Below are 16,951 nucleotides of genomic sequence, written 5' to 3'. Positions count from 1 at the left end.
ATGTAGAAGCTAGGCGAGGGTTTCTGGGGTGACTGTAATGATCACCCGTGTGGCTCCGACGGGCGTCGATCCCGTGACCTCACGATTTTCAGTCGTGCGCTCTACCAACTGAGCTACAGAGCCGCGCGGCAAGTGAAAACGCCGCGTCCTAGACGAAAGGCTCTCTGTCTTCCCTCGAAAAGGAGGAACAAAGAGCCTGTCGCTCGGAGCGACCCTGACGGGACTTGAACCCGCGACCTCCGCCGTGACAGGGCGGCACGCTAACCAACTGCGCTACAGGGCCATGCTTATTCAGTTATATCGGTTCGAGTGACCCCAACGGGATTCGAACCCGTGCTACCGCCGTGAAAGGGCGGCGTCCTAGGCCGCTAAACGATGGGGCCGAGCGACTCTGCAGGCTTACGCTTGCCGACGCTCAAGCATACGTAATCCGTCGCCGATGCGCCAATCGAGGGCGCGTCCTCCGTCGATCCGCGGTTCCGGCGCCCAGGATGAACCTGGCACCCGCCCGATAATCCGCCCTGTTGTCGGTGTGACGGGTGTTGCTAGTGTGTTCGAAGTTAAGACCCCCTCGACGATAGGCACCTTGTGACGCTCGAGCGCTTGGACGACGCAGACGACTGCGGTTGCGCGCCGACCGACCGCGAGCGCCGCACTCTGTGGCCCGCGGTCAACCGGCGCACCCTCCTGACGGCGGGCGGCCTCGGCGTCGTCGCGCTCGGCGCGATCGGTGGAGCCGTCGGCGGCCCGATGATCCCCGGTGCCTTCGCCGCGACCTACCCGTCGTGGGCCGACGTCGAGCGGGCGAAGGCCAGCGAGGCCGCGAAGTCCGCCGAGATCACCCGCATCCAGGGGCTCATCGCCGGGCTCTCCGCCGACGTCGAACGCACGCAGGCCGAGGCCCAGGCGGCATCCGACGTCTACTACGCCGCGCAGCAGGCGTTCCTCGATGCCGCGTATGAGGCCGACCAGCTGCAGGCCCAGGCCGACGCCCAGGGCGCAGAAGCCACCGCCGCGGCGAACCAGGCCGGACGCGTCGCAGCCCAGCTCTACCGCAAGGGCGGCGACGACGCCTCGCTCGAGCTGTTCTTCGCCGGCTCCGCAGCATCCGCCGACGACCTCCTCTCGCGCCTCGGCACGATGGACAAGCTGCTCGACCGCAACCAGTCGGTCTACGCCACCGCGGTCGCCGCCCGCAACGCGGCGCAGAACCTCACGAACCAGGCCGAAGAAAAGCGCGCCGAACGCGACCGCCTCAAGCAGGAGGCCGAGTCGAAGATGGTCGCGGCCCAGCAGGCTTCGGATGCTGCGCAGGCAGCCCTCGCCGCGCAGCAGGCCAACCAGGTGACGCTCACGGCGCAGCTCGCGGCCCTCCAGGACAACACGGCGAAGACCATCGCCGACTACGAAGCCGGCGTCGAAGCCGAGCGCCAGGCCCGCCTCGCGCGGGAGGCCGCCGAACGCGCGGCCGCCGAGCAACGCGAGCGCGAGCGGGCGGCGGCGGCAGCCGCAGCAGCGGCCGCCGCAGCGGCTGCGGCCAACTCCGGCGGTGGCGGCGGAGGCGGCGGTGGCGGTGGCGGTGGCGGCAACTCCGGCGGTGGTGGCGGTGGCGGAGGCGGCGGTCAGGTCGTCGGATCCGGCTGGTCGCGTCCCTCGTCGGCGTGGGTCAGCTCCTGGTACGGCCCCCGCTCCTCGCAGTGCACGCCGAGCTACTGCTCGACGTCGTACCACCTCGGCATCGACTTCGGCGCGGGGTGCGGAGCATCCAACTTCGCCGCCAACAGCGGCACGGTGACCTACGCCGGCTGGAACGGTGGCTACGGCAACTACGTGCGCGTCGACCACGGCGGCGGCCTCGCTACCGGGTACGCCCACAACAGCCGCATCCTCGTCTCGCGGGGCCAGTGGGTGTCGTCCGGCCAGGCCGTCGGCCTCGTCGGCCTCACCGGCAACGTCTTCGGCTGCCACCTGCACTTCGAGGTCTACCAGAACGGCAGCACCATCGACCCCGCGCCGTTCCTGCGTGCCCGGGGGATCTCGGTCTGATCGTCGAACGAGAAGAGCCCGGTCGTCGCCGACCGGGCTCTTCTGGTTCGACGTGTGTCAGAGCGTGCTCGGAGCCTCGCCCGCACCCTGCGTCTTGGTCTGGCCCTCGTGCTCCTCGAAGCGCACGAACGCCTCCTGCACGAGACGCTCGGCTTCGGTCGCGCCGGCCCACTCGTCGACCTTGACCCACTTGTTGGGCTCGAGGTCCTTGTAGTGCTCGAAGAAGTGGCCGATCTCGTTGCGGAGCTCCTCGGCGATGTCGCCGACGTCCTGGATGTGCGCCCAGCGCGGGTCCTTCGACAGCACGGCGACGACCTTGTCGTCTCCGCCGGCCTCGTCGCTCATCTTCAGCACGGCGACGGGGCGGACCTTCGCGACGACGCCGGGGTAGATGTCGTGGTCGAGCAGCACGAGCACGTCGAGCGGGTCGCCGTCCTCACCGAGAGTGTTCTCGAAGAAGCCGTAGTTGGTGGGGTAGCCGAAGGCGGTGAAGAGGATGCGGTCGAGGAACACGCGCCCCGTGCCGTGGTCGACCTCGTACTTCACGCGGCTGCCGCGCGGGATCTCGATGACGGCGTCGTACGCGCCCATACTCGTGCTCCTTAAATCGGTGGATTTCCGCCGCCCAGCCTAGTGCGGCGGCCTGTCGGCTCTCAGGCGGCGAACGACTCGGCGATGACCTCGATCGCGCGCTCGCGGTCTTCGGGTCCGCCGCCCTCGTGCCCGTTGTAGGGCCACACCTCGATCGTCTTGTTCTCCGAGGCGTTCGCGTTGAAGCCGGCGAAGACGGTCGACGGCGGGCAGATCGGGTCCATCAGCGCGACGGAGTAGTGGATGCGGGTGCGCACCCGACGCGCGAAATTGACCCCGTCCACGTACGACAGCGTGCGGGCGACCTGCTCGACGCGCGACCGCTGCGAGGTGAGGTACCCCGCGATCTCGGAGTAGGGCGCAGCATCCGTGATGAGCGTCGCGCGCGCGGTGTCGGACAGGAAGGGCACGAAGGCGACGGCCGCGCTCACGTCGGGTCGGAGCGCTGCGGCGGCGATCGCCTGCGCACCGCCCTGGCTGCCGCCGACGACGGCCACGCGGTCGGGATCGATGCCGGGCAGGTCGCGCGCGACGTCGACGGCGCGAACGGCATCGGTGAGCAGACGCCGGTAGTAGTAGGTGCGCGGGTCTTCGATGCCCCGCGTCATGACGCCCGGGTGCGCGGGCGCCGAGCCGTGCGGGTCGGGGGTGGAGCCGACCGCCGATCCGCGCCCGGCGCCCTGGCCGCGCACGTCCATCACCAGATGCGCCCACCCGGAGGCCGCGGCCCACAGGTGGTTGATCGGACGACCGCGTCCGCTGCCGTAGCCCGCGTACTCGATCACGACCGGCAACGATTCCTCGGCCCCGACCGGAGTCACGAGCCAGGCGCGCACCGGGTCGCCGGCGTAGCCGCTGAAGGTCACGTCCGACACGTTCACGCGCCGCATCCCGGTCTCCACCGTCTCGAGCACGGTCGGGGTGGCGCGCTCGGCCGCCTCGTGGAGCGTCTGCACCCAGAAGTCGTCGAAATCCGCCGGATCTTCGACGTCGGACTGGAACGTACGCAGCTCGGAGAGCGGGCGATCGGTGAGCATGCATTCATCTAACCGTGCGGTGCGCCGGTACCGTGAACGGATGCCCGTACGCCCGAGCCTCGACCCCGCGGTCGCCGATGTCCGCCGCGCCGTGCGCGCGGCGCTCGAGACGTCCCGCCCCGCCTCGGTCGTCGTCGCCCTCTCGGGCGGACCCGACTCGCTCGCGCTCGCCGCGGCCGTCGCCTTCGAGGCACCGAAGCTCGGCATCGCCGCCACCGCGGTGACCATCGACCACCGGCTGCAGGAGGGATCGGCGGATGCTGCGGACCGCGCCGCCGCCGCCGCTCGCGCTCTCGGCCTCGACGCCGTCGTCGTCGCGGTGCAGGTGGGTGCGGAGGGCGGCCCCGAAGCATCCGCCCGCCATGCCCGATACGCCGCGCTCTCGGCCGCCGCCCGCGAGCGCGGCGCCGACGCGGTGCTGCTCGGGCACACCCTCGACGACCAGGCCGAGACGGTGCTGCTCGGGCTGGCGCGCGGCTCGGGGGCGTCGAGCCTCATGGGCATGGCGCCCGAGCGCACCGACGAGTCCGGCCTCTGGATGCGTCCGCTGCTCGGAGTGCGTCGTGCGACGACCGTCGCCGCGTGCGCTGCCGAAGGGCTCGACCCCTGGCACGACCCGCACAACTCCGAGCCCCGGTTCTCCCGGGTGCGGGTGCGCGAGCGCGTGCTGCCCGTGCTCGAGACCGAGCTGGGTCCGGGCATCGCCGAGGCGCTCGCGCGCACCGCCGAGCAGCTGCGCGAAGACGCCGAGGCCTTCGCCGAGATGATCGACGAGACGATCGAAGACATCGTCGAGCACGCCGAGGCGGGTATCTCTGTGTCGGCCGCAGCCCTGGCAGCGAACCCCGCTGCGCTGCGCCAGCGCATCATCCGCCTCATCGTGTCGAGCGAGTTCGGCGAGAGCCTCACGAGGTCGCAGACCCTCGATGTCGCACGTCTCGCGACCGACTGGGCGGGGCAGGGACCGATCGATCTGCCCGGTTGCTCGGCGCGCCGCATCGGCGGGCGGATCGTGTTCGCGGCCACGGGACACGGCGCGGCCAGCGCCTAAACTCGATCCATGCGCGCCGACCAGATCTCCGATGACATCACCGAGGTACTGATCACCGAGGAGCAGATCCAGGACAAACTGGCCGAGCTCGCCGAGCAGGTCGCCCGTGACTACGAGGGCGAGAACCTCCTCCTCGTCGGTGTGCTGAAGGGCGCGGTCATGGTCATGGCCGACTTCGCACGCCACCTCCCGCTGCACATCCAGATGGACTGGATGGCGGTGTCGTCGTACGGAACGGGTACGCGCTCCAGCGGTGTCGTGCAGATCCGGAAAGACCTCGACACCGACCTCCACGGGCGCCACGTGCTGATCGTGGAAGACATCATCGACTCGGGCCTGACCCTCAGCTGGCTGCTCGAGAACTTCGCCTCGCGGGGGGCCGAGTCGATCGAGGTGCTCGCGCTCCTGCGCAAGCCCGACGCGATGAAGGTGGAGGTCGACTGCCGCTACGTCGGGTTCGACATCCCCAACGAATTCGTCATCGGATACGGCCTCGACTACGCCGAGAAGTACCGCAATCTGCGCGATGTCGCGGTGCTCGCACCGCACGTCTACAGCTGAGGCGCGTACGCCGTGGGCGAATGCACAGTCCGCCCATAGAGACCCCGCTGTACCCTAATTTCACCGTAAACCGGTGGAATCCTGACGAAAGGGGCCCGGGCGTCGCCCCGCACCATGGACTTCAAGAAGCTCACGCGCAATCCGATCCTCTACATCGTCGTGATCGGTCTGCTCCTTCTGGTCGGCTTCTGGCTCATCACGAGCCTCAACGGCGCTCGGCAGATCTCCACCCAAGAGGGCCTCGAGCTCCTCAAGGGCGGCACCGTCGCCGAGGCCACCACGACCGATGGCGACCAGCGCGTCGACCTCACGTTGAACCAGCCCTATGAGGGCGCCAACGAGGTGCAGTTCTACTACGTCTCGGCGCGTGCGCTCGAGGTGGTCGACGCGATCGACACCGCGAACCCCGCCGACGGGTACAACGACGTCGTCCCGCAGCCGTCGTTCTTCGACGGCATCCTGTCGCTCCTGATCCCGCTGCTCATCCTCGGTCTGCTGTTCTGGTTCCTGCTCTCCAGCGCCCAGGGCGGCGGCAGCAAGGTGATGCAGTTCGGCAAGTCGCGAGCCAAACTCGTCTCGAAGGAGAGCCCCACCGTCACGTTCCAGGACGTCGCGGGCGCCGAAGAGGCGATCGAGGAGCTCGAAGAGATCAAGGACTTCCTGAAGGACCCCGCGAAGTTCCAGGCCGTCGGCGCCCGCATCCCGAAGGGCGTGCTGCTGTACGGCCCTCCCGGAACGGGCAAGACGCTCCTCGCCCGTGCGGTCGCCGGTGAGGCCGGCGTGCCGTTCTACTCGATCTCGGGTTCGGACTTCGTCGAGATGTTCGTCGGCGTCGGTGCGAGCCGAGTGCGCGACCTGTTCAACCAGGCCAAGGAGAGCGCCCCGGCGATCATCTTCATCGACGAGATCGACGCCGTCGGCCGCCACCGCGGCGCCGGCATGGGCGGCGGCCACGACGAGCGCGAGCAGACGCTGAACCAGATGCTCGTCGAGATGGACGGCTTCGACCCGAAGGCGAACGTCATCGTCATCGCGGCGACGAACCGCCCCGACATCCTCGACCCCGCGCTGCTGCGCCCGGGCCGCTTCGACCGCCAGATCGGCGTCGACGCCCCCGACCTGAAGGGCCGCCAGCGCATCCTCGAGGTGCACGGGCGCGGCAAGCCGCTCGCCGACGGCGTCGACCTCGAGGTCGTCGCCCGGAAGACGCCCGGCTTCACCGGTGCAGACCTCGCGAACGTGCTCAACGAGGCGGCGCTCCTGACGGCGCGCTCGAACGCGCAGCTGATCGACAACCGCGCCCTCGACGAGGCCATCGACCGCGTGCTCGCCGGTCCGCAGCGCCGCACCCGCGTGATGCGCGACAAGGAGAAGCTGATCACCGCCTATCACGAGGGCGGTCACGCCCTCGCGGCGGCGGCGATGAACCACACCGACCCCGTGACGAAGGTGACGATCCTTCCGCGCGGCAAGGCGCTCGGCTACACGATGGTGCTGCCGCTCGACGACAAGTACTCGATCACCCGCAACGAGCTGCAGGACCAGCTCACCTACGCGATGGGCGGCCGTGTCGCCGAGGAGATCGTGTTCCACGACCCCACCACGGGCGCGTCGAACGATATCGAGAAGGCGACGAGCATCGCCCGCAAGATGGTCACCGAGTACGGCATGACCACCGACGTCGGACCCGTGAAGCTGGGCTCGTCGTCGGGCGAGGTCTTCATGGGTCGCGACATGGGCCACGGCCGTGACTTCTCGGAGCGCATCGCCGAGCGGGTCGACGCCGAGGTGCGCGCGCTCATCGAGCAGGCGCACAACGAGGCGTACGAGGTCATCAACTCGAACCGCAAGATCCTCGACCGCCTCGCGCTGGAGCTCCTCGAGAAGGAGACCCTCGACCACCTCGAGCTCGCCGAGATCTTCACCGACATCACGCGCCTGCCCCCGCGCCCGCAGTGGCTGTCGTCCGACGGTCGCCCCGTCTCGCAGCTGCCGCCGGTCGACGTGCCCCGTCGTGCCCAGCCGGCCGGCGTCGCGGCGAACACCGAGGCCGAAGCGCAGACCGAGAAGGCCCCGCGTCGCCAGCCGAGCGGACAGGCTCGACCGGCGACCGCGTAGGCCCGGCCGATGACCGTCGACCGGGAGCGCGTGCGCTCTCTCGTGAGGGAGCTGCTCGAGGCGATCGGCGAAGACCCCGAACGACCGGGGCTCCGTCAGACGCCCGAGCGCGTGGCCGACGCCTACGCGGAGTTCTTCGCGGGGGTCGGTGAGGATGCTGCTGCACCCCTCGCGCACACGATCTCGATCTCGCGGGGCCCGGCGCCCGAAACGGTGCCGTCGGGTGCGGTGATGCTGCGCGGGGTCGATTTCCGTTCCATCTGCGAGCACCACCTGCTCCCCTTCCGCGGGGTGGCGCATCTCGCGTACCTGCCGGGCGAGCAGGTCGTTGGCCTCGGGGCGCTGTCGAAGGTCGTCGAGGTGCTCGCCGCCCGCCCGCAGGTGCAGGAGCGCCTGGGCGAGCAGATCGCCGACACGATCGCGGCGTCGCTCGACGCGCGAGGGGTTCTCGTCGTGCTCGACGCCTCGCACGAGTGCGTGACGATGCGCGGTGCGCAGCAGAAGAACGCCACCACCGTCACGATCGCCGCCCGAGGAGAACTCGCCGACCCGGCGGCGCGCGCCGAGCTCATCGCGCTGATCTCCCTTCGACAGGGGCAGGGACCGGTGGCACAGGCTCAGGGGTCGGCCGTACAGGCTCAGGGGTCGGTGACGACGTGACGCTCATCATGGGGATCGTGAACGTCACCCCCGACTCGTTCAGCGACGGCGGGCGCTACGTCGATCCTGACGTCGCCGTCGGTCACGGCCTGCGGCTGCGCGCCGACGGTGCCCACATCCTCGACGTCGGCGGTGAATCGACCCGACCGGGCGCCGAAAGGGTCGGCCCGCGCGTCGAGCAGCAACGCGTGCTGCCGGTGATCGAAGCCCTCGCCGCGGCCGGCGCCGTCGTCAGCATCGACACCCTCAACGCCGACACGGCTCGCGAGGCGATCGCGGCAGGCGCCCGCATCGTCAACGACGTCTCGGGCGGGCTCTCCGACCCGGCCATGCTCGAGACGGTGGCCGCGACCGACGCCGAGATCGTTCTGGGGCACTGGCGCGGTCCGTCGGCCGACATGTACGCCCGCGCCGACTACGTCGACCTCGTGCGCGAGCTCTCGGCCGAGCTGATCGAGCGCGTCGACGCGGCGGCCGCCGCCGGCATCGCCCCGAGCCGGATCGTGCTCGATCCGGGAATCGGATTCGGCAAGCGCGGACCGCAGAACTGGCAGACCCTCCGAGCGCTGCCCCAGCTCGTGGGCCTCGGCTCACGGGTGCTCGTGGGCACCAGCCGCAAGAGGTTCCTGGGCGAGGCGCTCGGCGACGATGCGTCCCTCGCTCGCCGCGACCTCGCGACCGCCGTCACCAGCGCGCTGTCCGCGCGAGACGGAGCGTGGGCCGTGCGGGTGCACGACGTCGCCGCCACCCGCGACGCACTCCGCGTCGCGGCGCTCTGGTCGGACGAGAACCCGGAGGGAACATGGACCCCGTAGACGAGATCACCCTCACCGGCGTGCGCGCGTGGGGCCACCACGGCGTGTACGACGACGAACGTGCGCAGGGGCAGGAGTTCGTCGTCGACCTCACGTTGCGGATCGACACGGCCCCTGCCGCCGCATCCGACGACGTCGTCGACACGGTCCACTACGGCGAACTGGCGGAGCGGATCGTGGCGCTCGTCGGCACCGATCCGGTGAACCTGCTCGAGACCCTCGCCGCGCGGATCGCGGACGACGCGCTGACCGATCCCCGCGTCGAGCAAGCCGTCGTCACCGTCCACAAGCCCTCGGCGCCGATCACGGTGCCGTTCGCCGACGTCTCGGTCACGATCCGCCGCACGCGACCGGCCCCTCGCGCCGTGCCGTTCGGGTTCGGGGTCGCGCCGTGAGCGACGTCGCCGTCGAGGGCCGGCCGCGACCCGCGATCGCCGTCGTGGCTCTCGGGGCCAACCTCGGCGACCGCGAGGCGACCCTCGAGGCCGCGCTGACCGACCTCGCGGCGCTGCCGCTGACCGACCGCGTGCGCACTTCCGCGGTCATGGAGACGGTGGCGGTCACCACGAGCGGGCCGGATGCTGAGGCGCCGCGCTATCTCAACGCCGTCGCGCTGGTGGCGACCCGCCTCGCCCCGTCGGTGCTGCTGGCGTACCTGCATCAGATCGAAGCCCGTCACGGACGCGAACGGGGGGAGCGGTGGGCGGACCGCACCCTCGACCTCGATCTCGTCTCGTACGGCGCGGTGGTCTCGAACGACGCCCGACTGATACTCCCCCACCCGCGCGCGGCCGAGCGGGAGTTCGTGCTCGCGCCCTGGCACGAGGTCGACCCGGACGCCGAGCTCCCCGGTGCCGGACGCGTCGCAGACCTGATCGCCGATCTCCGAGGAGCGCGGTGAAGCGCACCGGCGCGGGGGTGCTGGTCGGCGCGGCCGTGCTGGGCATCGTCGCGGGGTTCGTGCTCGACACCGCCCTGAGCTCTGCGGGCCGGCCGACGTTCGCGCCGGCTGTGACGCTGCCGATCCTGCTCCTCCTGGTCGGGGGCGCTGTGATCGCGCTCGCCATCCCGATCCGGCGGGCCACCCGGGGGCTCGCCACCACCGCCGTCAACCCGTTCCGGGCGCTGCGCATCGCCATCCTGGCGAAAGCGTCGAGCATCGTCGGAGCGGCCGTGGGGGGCGTCGCGGTCGGGCTCCTGCTCTTCCTCTTCACCCGTCCGGTGACCCCCTCGGTAGGCTCGATGGGCACGACGATCGCCACGGCGATCTGCGGCGGCATCCTCGTCGCGGCGGCGCTGGTCGCCGAGCACCTGTGCACCATCCGGAAGGACGACGATGACGAACAACCCGGAGGCGACTCCGCAGGCGTCGCCCACTGACCCCACCGACGACGCGCGTGTCCGCGAGACGGCGGCCGTTCTCGACGAGGGGTCGTTCACCCGCATCATCGAGCCCCGCTCCGAGGCGCGCCTGCCGCTCGGCGACGGAACCTGGCATCAGCTCGCCCGCGCCTACGTCTGGGTGCAGATCATCTCCACCGGCGCGTTCACCCTCGTCGTGCTCGCGGTGGCGATCGGTCTGCAGCTGTGGCTCGACCAGCCGTGGACGTGGATCCCCGCCGGACTCGTGCTGCTCGTCTGCCTCTTCTCCCTCGCGATCACGCCGCGTCAGGCACGCTCGTACGGGTATCAGCTGCGGCGCGACGATCTCGTGTTCCGCCGCGGCATCCTCTGGCAGCGCATGGTCGCGGTGCCCTACGGGCGCATGCAGCTCATCGACATCACGCACGGTCCCCTCGACCGCGGATTCGGGATCGCTCAGCTGAAGCTCGTCACTGCCGCAGCCTCCACCGGCGTGACGATCCCGGGCCTGACGCAGAAGGCCGCCGAGAATCTTCGTGACACCCTCGTCGACGTCGCCGAGACCCGACGGACCGGCCTGTGAGCGAAGCATCCGCCCCGCCCGCACCCCCGGCGGACGAGGTGCGCTCGCCGCTCAGCGACGGCGAGTGGCACCGGATGCATCCGCTCACCCCGCTCCTGCGCGGGGGGCTCTTCCTCCTCGTGGTCGCGGGCATCATCATCGCGAACCTGCGCGAGCGGCTCGTCGAGTGGCTGCTGCCGGCCTTCGCCCCGGAGTTCAGCGAGGGCGAGCTGCCGCCCGACCCGATCGACTACCTCGTCAGCCGCAACCTCATCCTGATCGCCCTCCTCGCTGTGCTCGGCACGGTCGTCGTGCTGCTGCTGGTGTTCTCCCTGTCGTGGCGGTTCCACACGTTCCGCATCACCGACGACGACGTCGAGGTGCGCTCGGGCGTGCTCTTCCGCACGCACCGGCGGGCACCGCTCGACCGTGTGCAGGGCGTCAACCTGACGCGGCCCCTCGTGGCGCGTCTCCTCGGCGTCGGCAAGCTCGAGGTGGTGGGGGCGGGCACCGATTCGAACGTGAAGCTCGAGTACCTCTCGACGTCGAACGCCGAGACGATCCGCGCCGACATCCTGCGACTGGCGTCGGGCCGCCGCCTCGGGGGGAGCGCCGCCGCACGCAGCGCAGGCACGCGCGTGCGGCAGGCCGCTTCGGCCGTCGGGGCGGGCCTGACGGGTCTCGTCGACGGCGACGACCAGGGCGACGTCGAGCCCGAATCGGTGGTGCACATCCCCGCAGGTCGTCTCATCGCGTCGCGCCTGTTGAGCGGCACGACCCTCGTGCTGATCGCGCTCATCGCGGCGATCGTGGTGGGTTCCATCGTCGGCTCGGTCTGGGTGCTGTTCTCGTTCGTACCCGCCGTGCTCGGGTTCGGCGCCTACTACGTGAGGTCTGTCACGCGGGCGCTGCGCTATTCGATCGCCCCCATGCCGAGCGGTACGCGGATCACCTTCGGCCTCTTCACGACCGTGAGCGAGACTCTGCCGCCGGGGCGCGTCCACGCTGTCGAGGTGCGCCAGTCGATCTTCTGGCGGCCGTTCGGCTGGTGGTCGATCACGGTCAACCGCCTCTCCGGCCGTTCCGCCAGCGACACGAACGCCGACCAGTTCACGACCGTGCTGCCGGTGGGCACGCGCGCCGACGTCGAGCGCGTGCTCAAGCTCCTGCTGCCGGCCCTCCCCGACGAGGATTGGCCGTTCGTCTTCGACCAGGGCATCCTCGGCCCCCGCGCCGACGATCCGTACGCGACGACGCCCGCGCGCGCCCGGCTTCTGCGGCCGCTGTCGTGGCGACGCAACGGGTACCTGCTGACGCCCGACGCGCTCTTCCTCCGACGGGGTTTCATCTGGCGTGCGCTCGGCGTCTTCCCGCTGGCACGCATGCAGAGCGTCGGGATCGCGCAGGGGCCGATCGACCGCATGCTGGGCGTCGCGAACCTCACCGCGCACGTGGTGGCGGGATCGGTGACGACCACCGTGGGGATTCTCGAGCGCGACGACGCGCTGCGAGGATTCCAGGATGCCGCGGACGGAATCGTCGCCGCATCCGCCGGCGATCGCAGCCACCGGTGGGCGTCGTCCGAACCCGATCAGACTCCGGCGGGGGAGCCCCTCCTCGAACCGGTTAGTGCGCCGGCTGACCTCGCAGCCCCGCCCGCTGACACCGTGGCGCCGCCCGCTGAGCCTGTCGACGCGCCGGATCGGACTCCGCGATGAGCGGGCCAGGACGCGACGGACGCCTCGGAGTCGGCATCATCGGGGCGGGCAAGGTCGGGCCCGTGATCGGTTCGGCGCTCGCCGGCGCGGGACATGCGCTCGTGGGGATCACCTCGGGGTCCGACGACGACCGGGTCGAGGCGATCCTTCCCGGGGTGCCGGTGCTGGCCGCCGACGAGGTCGTCCGCCGCAGCGAGCTCGTCGTCATCGCGGTTCCCCACGACGAGCTCGCCGGGCTCGTCGCAGGTCTCGCCGAGGTCGGGGCATGGCAGCCCGGTCAGCTCGTTCTGCACACCGACGCCGCGCACGGCATCGCGGTGCTCGAACCGGCACTGCGATCCGGCGCGATCCCGCTGGCGATACACCCGGCGATCAGCTTCACCGGCACCTCGATCGACCTCCGCGCCCTCAGCCAGGGCTACGCCGCCGTCACCGCGCCGGGGCCGGTGCTGCCCATCGCCCAGGCGCTCGCGGTCGAGCTGGGATGCGAGCCGGTCGTCGTCGCTGATGCCGATCGACCCGCGTATGCCGAGGCGATCGCGACGGCCACGGAGTTCTCGCGCTCGATCGTGCGACAGGCGGCCGGCATGCTCACCCGCCTCGGCGTCGAGAACGCGGGAGGCTATCTCTCCGCCCTCGTGCGCTCGACCGTCGACCAGGCGCTCGCCGAGGGAACGCCCCCGCACAGGGACCCGCTCGGTCCCGACGCTACGATCGACGGATGATCCGCTCCCTCGACGCGCTGCGCTCCCGCCTCACCGAGCTGCGCTCGGGCTCCGAAGGCGGCACCGCGTCGGTCGCGCTGGTGTCGACGCTCGGCGCCCTCCACGAAGCCCATGTCGACCTCGTCGAGCGGGCGCGGGAGAGCGCCGACCTCGTGGTCGTCGCATCGTTCGTGAACCCGCTGCGCTTCCGCACGTCGGCAGACGTCGAGGCCTACCCGGTGCGACGCGCGCAGGACGACGCGCTCCTCGACAGGCTCGGCGTCGACGTCGTGTTCGCACCCGACGCGGCGGAGCTCCTTCCCGCGGGCATCGCGACCACGCGCGTCTCGGCGGGAGACCTCGGTCTCCGCTACGAGGGGCGCACACGGCCGTACTACTTCGACGGCCTGCTCACGGCCGAGGCGATCCTCTTCCACCTGATCCGGCCCGACGTCGCCGTCTACGGCGAGCGCGATCTGCAGCGCGTCTTCCTCGTGCGACGGATGATCCGCGACCTCTTCTTCGACATCGAGGTCGCCACCGTGCCGACCGTGCGCAGCGACGACGGTCTGCCGATCTCCAGCCGTGTCGACCTGCTCGAACCCGCCGATCGTCGGGCTGCCGCGCTCCTGCCCCGCGCCCTCGAGGCCGCCGCCTCGAACGCCGATCGTGGTGTCGACGCGTGCATCGCGGCGGCGCAGTCGTCGCTCATGGGCGAGGAGCGCATCCGCCTGGAATACCTCAACGTCGTCGATCCGGCGACCTTCCTCCCCGTCGACGAGGCGCACTCGGGGCGAGCTCTCGCGCTCATCGCGGCGACCGTCGCCGGGCACCGCTTCATCGACAACGCCGAGATCTCGCTGCCCTGAGGCGGTACTCGGGCGAGGGGCCGCGCCCGAGTCGGTCGACGCCGCTCGGTAGGATCGAGAGCATGACCGACGCCCCCGACGCCGCCCCTGAAACGCCCGACGACGACGTCATCGAGCAGAAGGCCGTGCGTCTCGCCAAGCGCGAGAGGCTGCTGGCCGAGCGGACGGATGCTGCGGGAGGGCCCTACCCGGTGACCGTCCCTGTCACCGACACCATTCCCGCGCTGCGCGAGCGGTTCGCCGACCTCGAAGCGGGCGACGAGACGGGCGTGACGGCCGCCGTCGCCGGGCGCATCGTGTTCAGCCGCAACACCGGCAAGCTCTGTTTCGCCTCGCTGCAGTCGGGCGACGGCAGCCGCATCCAGGCGATGGTCTCGCTCGCGTCGGTGGGTGAGGAATCGCTCCAGGCATGGAAGGAACTCGTCGACCTCGGCGACCACGTCTACGTCTCGGGCGAGGTCATCTCGAGCCGCCGCGGCGAGCTGTCGATCATGGTGGCCGACTGGCGCATCGCTGCGAAGGCCGTGCTGCCGCTGCCGAACCTTCACTCCGAGCTCAGTGAGGAGAGCCGCGTGCGCAGCCGCTTCCTCGATCTCATCGTGCGCGACCGCGCCCGCGAGACGGTGCTCGCCCGCGCGAAGGTCAACGCGAGCCTCCGCGAGACGTTCTCGGGTCACGAGTTCGTCGAGGTCGAGACGCCGATGCTGCAGGTGCAGCACGGCGGCGCCAGTGCTCGGCCGTTCGTGACGCGCTCGAACGCCTTCGACACCGAGTTGTTCCTGCGCATCGCTCCGGAGCTCTTCCTCAAGCGCGCCGTGGTCGGCGGCATCGACCGAGTGTTCGAGATCAACCGCAACTTCCGAAACGAGGGTGCCGACTCCACACACAGCCCCGAGTTCGCGATGCTCGAGGCCTACCAGTCGTACACCGACTACAACGGCATCGCCGATCTGACGCAGGAGCTCGTGCAGAACGCGGCGATCGCGGTCGCCGGGTCGACCACCGTCACCTGGGCGGACGGCACGGAGTACGACCTCGGTGGTCAGTGGGACCGGATCTCGATGTACGCGTCGCTGTCCGAAGCATCCGGTCGCTCCATCACCCCCGAGACGTCGGCCGACGAGCTCGCCGCCTTCGCAGCCGAGGTCGGCGTCGACGAGCCGGCGCACCCGACGCACGGCAAGTGGGTCGAGGAGCTCTGGGAGCACTTCGTGAAGCCCTCTCTGACGCGCCCCACCTTCGTCATGGACTTCCCCGTCGACACGAGCCCCCTGGTGCGCGAGCACCGTTCCATCGCCGGGGTCGTCGAGAAGTGGGACCTCTACGTGCGGGGCTTCGAGCTGGCCACCGGGTACTCCGAGCTGATCGACCCCGTGATCCAGCGGGAGCGGTTCGTCGAGCAGGCGCAGCTCGCCGCTCGCGGCGATGTCGAGGCCATGCGCATCGACGAGGAGTTCCTGCGGGCCCTCGAGCACGGCATGCCGCCCACCGGCGGCATGGGCATGGGGATCGACCGCCTGCTCATGGCGATCACGGGCCTCGGCATCCGCGAGACGATCCTCTTCCCCCTCGTCAAGTAATCGCATTCGCCCGCCTCAGATCACCTGCGTCACCGGCCCGTGCGGCACCGGGCGTTCGAAGACCCACTCGGGCAGGTGCGCGTTCGCGACGAAGGTCAGCACGATCTCGCTGAGACCGTGAGCGGGGTCGATCTTCACGGCCTCCCCGGCGTAGGCGGCCGCGTGAGTCGATCGCCCGAGCGCCCAGGACAGCCATGCGCACGCGGCCAGCGCTCCCGGCCGATCCTCGCGCGGAACGGCGGCGGCGACCCGCCTCGACAGCTCGAGGGCGAGGCCCAGCCTCTCCGGATCGGGCCGAGGCCCTTCGCCCCACATCGACGACGCGAGCTCGTCGGGATACGTCTCGCCGTCCTGCCACCGCAGCTGCGCCTCGGCGGCACGGTCTCCGGCCTCAAGGTCACGGCACCACTGCGTGAGGGCGATGTCGCGCAGCGCGGGCCGAGCGAGCGACCACCCGAGGGTCGCGATCTGGAAGGCGTCGAGACGGGACGGATCCCAGTCGAGGGCGTCCTCGAGGAGGAGGGGGAGGTCGTCGAGCGCCTCCGCGGCCGCGAGGGCGCGCGGGTCGATCCGCGCGGGATCATCGGGCACGTCGGGGTCGGCCCAGGTCTCGTTCTGCAGCACCGACACCGCGAAGGACAGGTCGTGAAGTGCGCGTCCGACGCGTTCCTTCTCGGCGAGGTCGACCGGTGGCAGCGTGTGGCCGGTGGACTGATCTCCCGGGTCGAGGGGGAGGTCGTCGAGCTCCGCGCGGTCCAGGCGGAGCTCGGCGAGGTCTCGCCCCTCCGGCGGGCATCCCGGATCGATGTAGGAGCCCCAGCCGTCGGACGCGACGCAGAGCGCGTCACGCACGTCGAGACCGCAGATGTCGGCCCGGGCGAGGAGAGCGCTCATCAGGCGGTCGTGGGGGAGGCCCTCGGACTCGGCGAAGGCGGCGTCGGTGTAGACCACGGGTGCCAGGGCGTCGGCGGTTGCGATCCGACAGATGAGGCCGATGAAGGTGGACGCCATCCGTTCCACGTCGTCGGTGTCGTCGGGGAGGTCGAGTCGCATCACGCCGAGCGTGCGATTGCCCGCGAACGGCACGAGGACGAGGCTTCGCGAGGGGGAGAAACCCGCGAGACGGGGGACCAGGGCGAGGAAGTCGGCGGCGGTGGTGGCCTTGAAGATCGGGGTCATGCACCCACCGTCGTGAGCGGAGCATCCGCCCGCGTCGACGGGAGGCGCGGATGTGGAGGAGTGATGAGAATCCACCGTTGGGGAGGAGGCGGCGAACA

At 70.7% G+C, this 16,951-nt stretch carries 17 protein-coding genes and 3 tRNA genes; 14 read left to right on the top strand and 6 right to left on the bottom strand.

The genetic code is table 11. The annotated features are described in order from the left end of the window. Positions 1-50: 50 nt before the first annotated feature. From FVP77_RS10470 to FVP77_RS10460, 3 genes are all read right to left on the bottom strand, one after another. Positions 51-123 (bottom strand) — tRNA-Phe (locus FVP77_RS10470). 86 nt (positions 124-209) lie between these two features. After that, positions 210-283, bottom strand: a tRNA-Asp gene (locus FVP77_RS10465). 27 nt (positions 284-310) lie between these two features. Beyond that, positions 311-383, bottom strand: a tRNA-Glu gene (locus tag FVP77_RS10460). Between the two features lie 220 nt (positions 384-603). Between FVP77_RS10460 and FVP77_RS10455 the strand changes: the two genes are divergently transcribed. Beyond that, the gene (locus FVP77_RS10455; protein WP_147894575.1) at positions 604-2,046 is read left to right on the top strand and encodes a M23 family metallopeptidase; all 1,443 of its coding nucleotides are present in this window, start codon (positions 604-606) and stop codon (positions 2,044-2,046) included. A gap of 57 nt (positions 2,047-2,103) precedes the next feature. Here the strand turns inward: FVP77_RS10455 and FVP77_RS10450 are convergent, their stop codons facing one another. Beyond that, positions 2,104-2,637, bottom strand: coding sequence for an inorganic diphosphatase (locus FVP77_RS10450; protein ID WP_147894574.1), 534 nt, complete (start codon positions 2,635-2,637; stop codon positions 2,104-2,106). 62 nt (positions 2,638-2,699) lie between these two features. Then, entirely contained in the window at positions 2,700-3,674 is a 975-nt protein-coding gene (locus FVP77_RS10445) for an acetylxylan esterase (RefSeq protein ID WP_147894573.1), read from the bottom strand. Positions 3,675-3,714: 40 nt separating this feature from the next. On the opposite strand from FVP77_RS10445, the gene tilS reads away from it, so the two are divergent. The 13 genes from tilS to lysS all read left to right on the top strand — a co-directional run bounded on the left by tilS (position 3,715) and on the right by lysS (position 15,674). Continuing rightward, the gene (tilS, locus tag FVP77_RS10440; RefSeq protein ID WP_147894572.1) at positions 3,715-4,725 is read left to right on the top strand and encodes a tRNA lysidine(34) synthetase TilS; all 1,011 of its coding nucleotides are present in this window, start codon (positions 3,715-3,717) and stop codon (positions 4,723-4,725) included. A 9-nt stretch (positions 4,726-4,734) separates the two neighbouring features. Next, positions 4,735-5,286 carry a hypoxanthine phosphoribosyltransferase gene (gene hpt, locus FVP77_RS10435; protein ID WP_116647207.1) on the top strand — a complete coding sequence of 184 codons (552 nt, stop codon included), beginning with the start codon at positions 4,735-4,737 and terminating at the stop codon, positions 5,284-5,286. 114 nt (positions 5,287-5,400) lie between these two features. Beyond that, positions 5,401-7,404, top strand: a complete 2,004-nt coding sequence (gene ftsH, locus FVP77_RS10430; protein WP_147894571.1) for an ATP-dependent zinc metalloprotease FtsH — start codon at positions 5,401-5,403, stop codon at positions 7,402-7,404. 9 nt (positions 7,405-7,413) lie between these two features. After that, positions 7,414-8,064, top strand: a complete 651-nt coding sequence (folE, locus tag FVP77_RS10425; RefSeq protein WP_147894570.1) for a GTP cyclohydrolase I — start codon at positions 7,414-7,416, stop codon at positions 8,062-8,064. After that, entirely contained in the window at positions 8,061-8,879 is an 819-nt protein-coding gene (folP, locus tag FVP77_RS17065; RefSeq protein ID WP_147894569.1) for a dihydropteroate synthase, read from the top strand. The genes folE and folP overlap by 4 nt, the downstream gene beginning before the upstream one ends. Beyond that, a complete protein-coding gene (gene folB / locus FVP77_RS17060; RefSeq protein WP_246134077.1) occupies positions 8,867-9,274 on the top strand; it encodes a dihydroneopterin aldolase in 408 nt (135 codons plus the stop codon). The genes folP and folB overlap by 13 nt, the downstream gene beginning before the upstream one ends. After that, positions 9,271-9,780, top strand: coding sequence for a 2-amino-4-hydroxy-6-hydroxymethyldihydropteridine diphosphokinase (gene folK, locus FVP77_RS17055; protein ID WP_246134076.1), 510 nt, complete (start codon positions 9,271-9,273; stop codon positions 9,778-9,780). The genes folB and folK overlap by 4 nt, the downstream gene beginning before the upstream one ends. Next, positions 9,777-10,259: a DUF3180 domain-containing protein gene (locus FVP77_RS10410; protein WP_147894568.1), complete on the top strand. Its 483-nt coding sequence runs from the start codon at positions 9,777-9,779 to the stop codon at positions 10,257-10,259. The genes folK and FVP77_RS10410 overlap by 4 nt, the downstream gene beginning before the upstream one ends. Beyond that, on the top strand, positions 10,216-10,824 hold the full coding sequence (locus FVP77_RS10405; protein ID WP_147894567.1) for a PH domain-containing protein: 609 nt from the start codon (positions 10,216-10,218) through the stop codon (positions 10,822-10,824). Before FVP77_RS10410 ends, FVP77_RS10405 begins: the two co-directional genes overlap by 44 nt. After that, entirely contained in the window at positions 10,821-12,521 is a 1,701-nt protein-coding gene (locus FVP77_RS10400; protein ID WP_246134075.1) for a PH domain-containing protein, read from the top strand. Before FVP77_RS10405 ends, FVP77_RS10400 begins: the two co-directional genes overlap by 4 nt. Then, complete coding sequence (locus FVP77_RS10395) at positions 12,518-13,246, top strand: Rossmann-like and DUF2520 domain-containing protein (RefSeq protein WP_147894566.1); 729 nt, start codon at positions 12,518-12,520, stop codon at positions 13,244-13,246. The genes FVP77_RS10400 and FVP77_RS10395 overlap by 4 nt, the downstream gene beginning before the upstream one ends. After that, entirely contained in the window at positions 13,243-14,094 is an 852-nt protein-coding gene (panC, locus tag FVP77_RS10390; RefSeq protein WP_147894565.1) for a pantoate--beta-alanine ligase, read from the top strand. The genes FVP77_RS10395 and panC overlap by 4 nt, the downstream gene beginning before the upstream one ends. 62 nt (positions 14,095-14,156) lie before the next feature. After that, the gene (lysS, locus tag FVP77_RS10385; RefSeq protein WP_147894564.1) at positions 14,157-15,674 is read left to right on the top strand and encodes a lysine--tRNA ligase; all 1,518 of its coding nucleotides are present in this window, start codon (positions 14,157-14,159) and stop codon (positions 15,672-15,674) included. A 15-nt stretch (positions 15,675-15,689) separates the two neighbouring features. On the opposite strand, the gene FVP77_RS10380 is transcribed toward lysS, so the two are convergent. Then, positions 15,690-16,853 carry a DUF4192 family protein gene (locus FVP77_RS10380; RefSeq protein WP_147894563.1) on the bottom strand — a complete coding sequence of 388 codons (1,164 nt, stop codon included), beginning with the start codon at positions 16,851-16,853 and terminating at the stop codon, positions 15,690-15,692. Positions 16,854-16,951 lie beyond the last annotated feature (98 nt).

Source organism: Microbacterium hatanonis (genome assembly GCF_008017415.1).
Lineage (GTDB): Bacteria > Actinomycetota > Actinomycetes > Actinomycetales > Microbacteriaceae > Microbacterium > Microbacterium hatanonis.
Note: the sequence above shows the minus strand (reverse complement) of the source record. Positions and strands in the feature narration are given on the sequence as shown.

Coding starts and splice junctions, on each gene's coding strand:
- FVP77_RS10450 (WP_147894574.1), bottom strand. CDS start 2,637: ATGGGCGCGTACGACGCCGTCATCGAGATCCCGCGCGGCAGCCGCGTG.
- FVP77_RS10445 (WP_147894573.1), bottom strand. CDS start 3,674: ATGCTCACCGATCGCCCGCTCTCCGAGCTGCGTACGTTCCAGTCCGAC.
- tilS (WP_147894572.1), top strand. CDS start 3,715: ATGCCCGTACGCCCGAGCCTCGACCCCGCGGTCGCCGATGTCCGCCGC.
- hpt (WP_116647207.1), top strand. CDS start 4,735: ATGCGCGCCGACCAGATCTCCGATGACATCACCGAGGTACTGATCACC.
- ftsH (WP_147894571.1), top strand. CDS start 5,401: ATGGACTTCAAGAAGCTCACGCGCAATCCGATCCTCTACATCGTCGTG.
- folE (WP_147894570.1), top strand. CDS start 7,414: ATGACCGTCGACCGGGAGCGCGTGCGCTCTCTCGTGAGGGAGCTGCTC.
- folB (WP_246134077.1), top strand. CDS start 8,867: ATGGACCCCGTAGACGAGATCACCCTCACCGGCGTGCGCGCGTGGGGC.
- FVP77_RS10405 (WP_147894567.1), top strand. CDS start 10,216: ATGACGAACAACCCGGAGGCGACTCCGCAGGCGTCGCCCACTGACCCC.
- FVP77_RS10395 (WP_147894566.1), top strand. CDS start 12,518: ATGAGCGGGCCAGGACGCGACGGACGCCTCGGAGTCGGCATCATCGGG.
- panC (WP_147894565.1), top strand. CDS start 13,243: ATGATCCGCTCCCTCGACGCGCTGCGCTCCCGCCTCACCGAGCTGCGC.
- lysS (WP_147894564.1), top strand. CDS start 14,157: ATGACCGACGCCCCCGACGCCGCCCCTGAAACGCCCGACGACGACGTC.
- FVP77_RS10380 (WP_147894563.1), bottom strand. CDS start 16,853: ATGACCCCGATCTTCAAGGCCACCACCGCCGCCGACTTCCTCGCCCTG.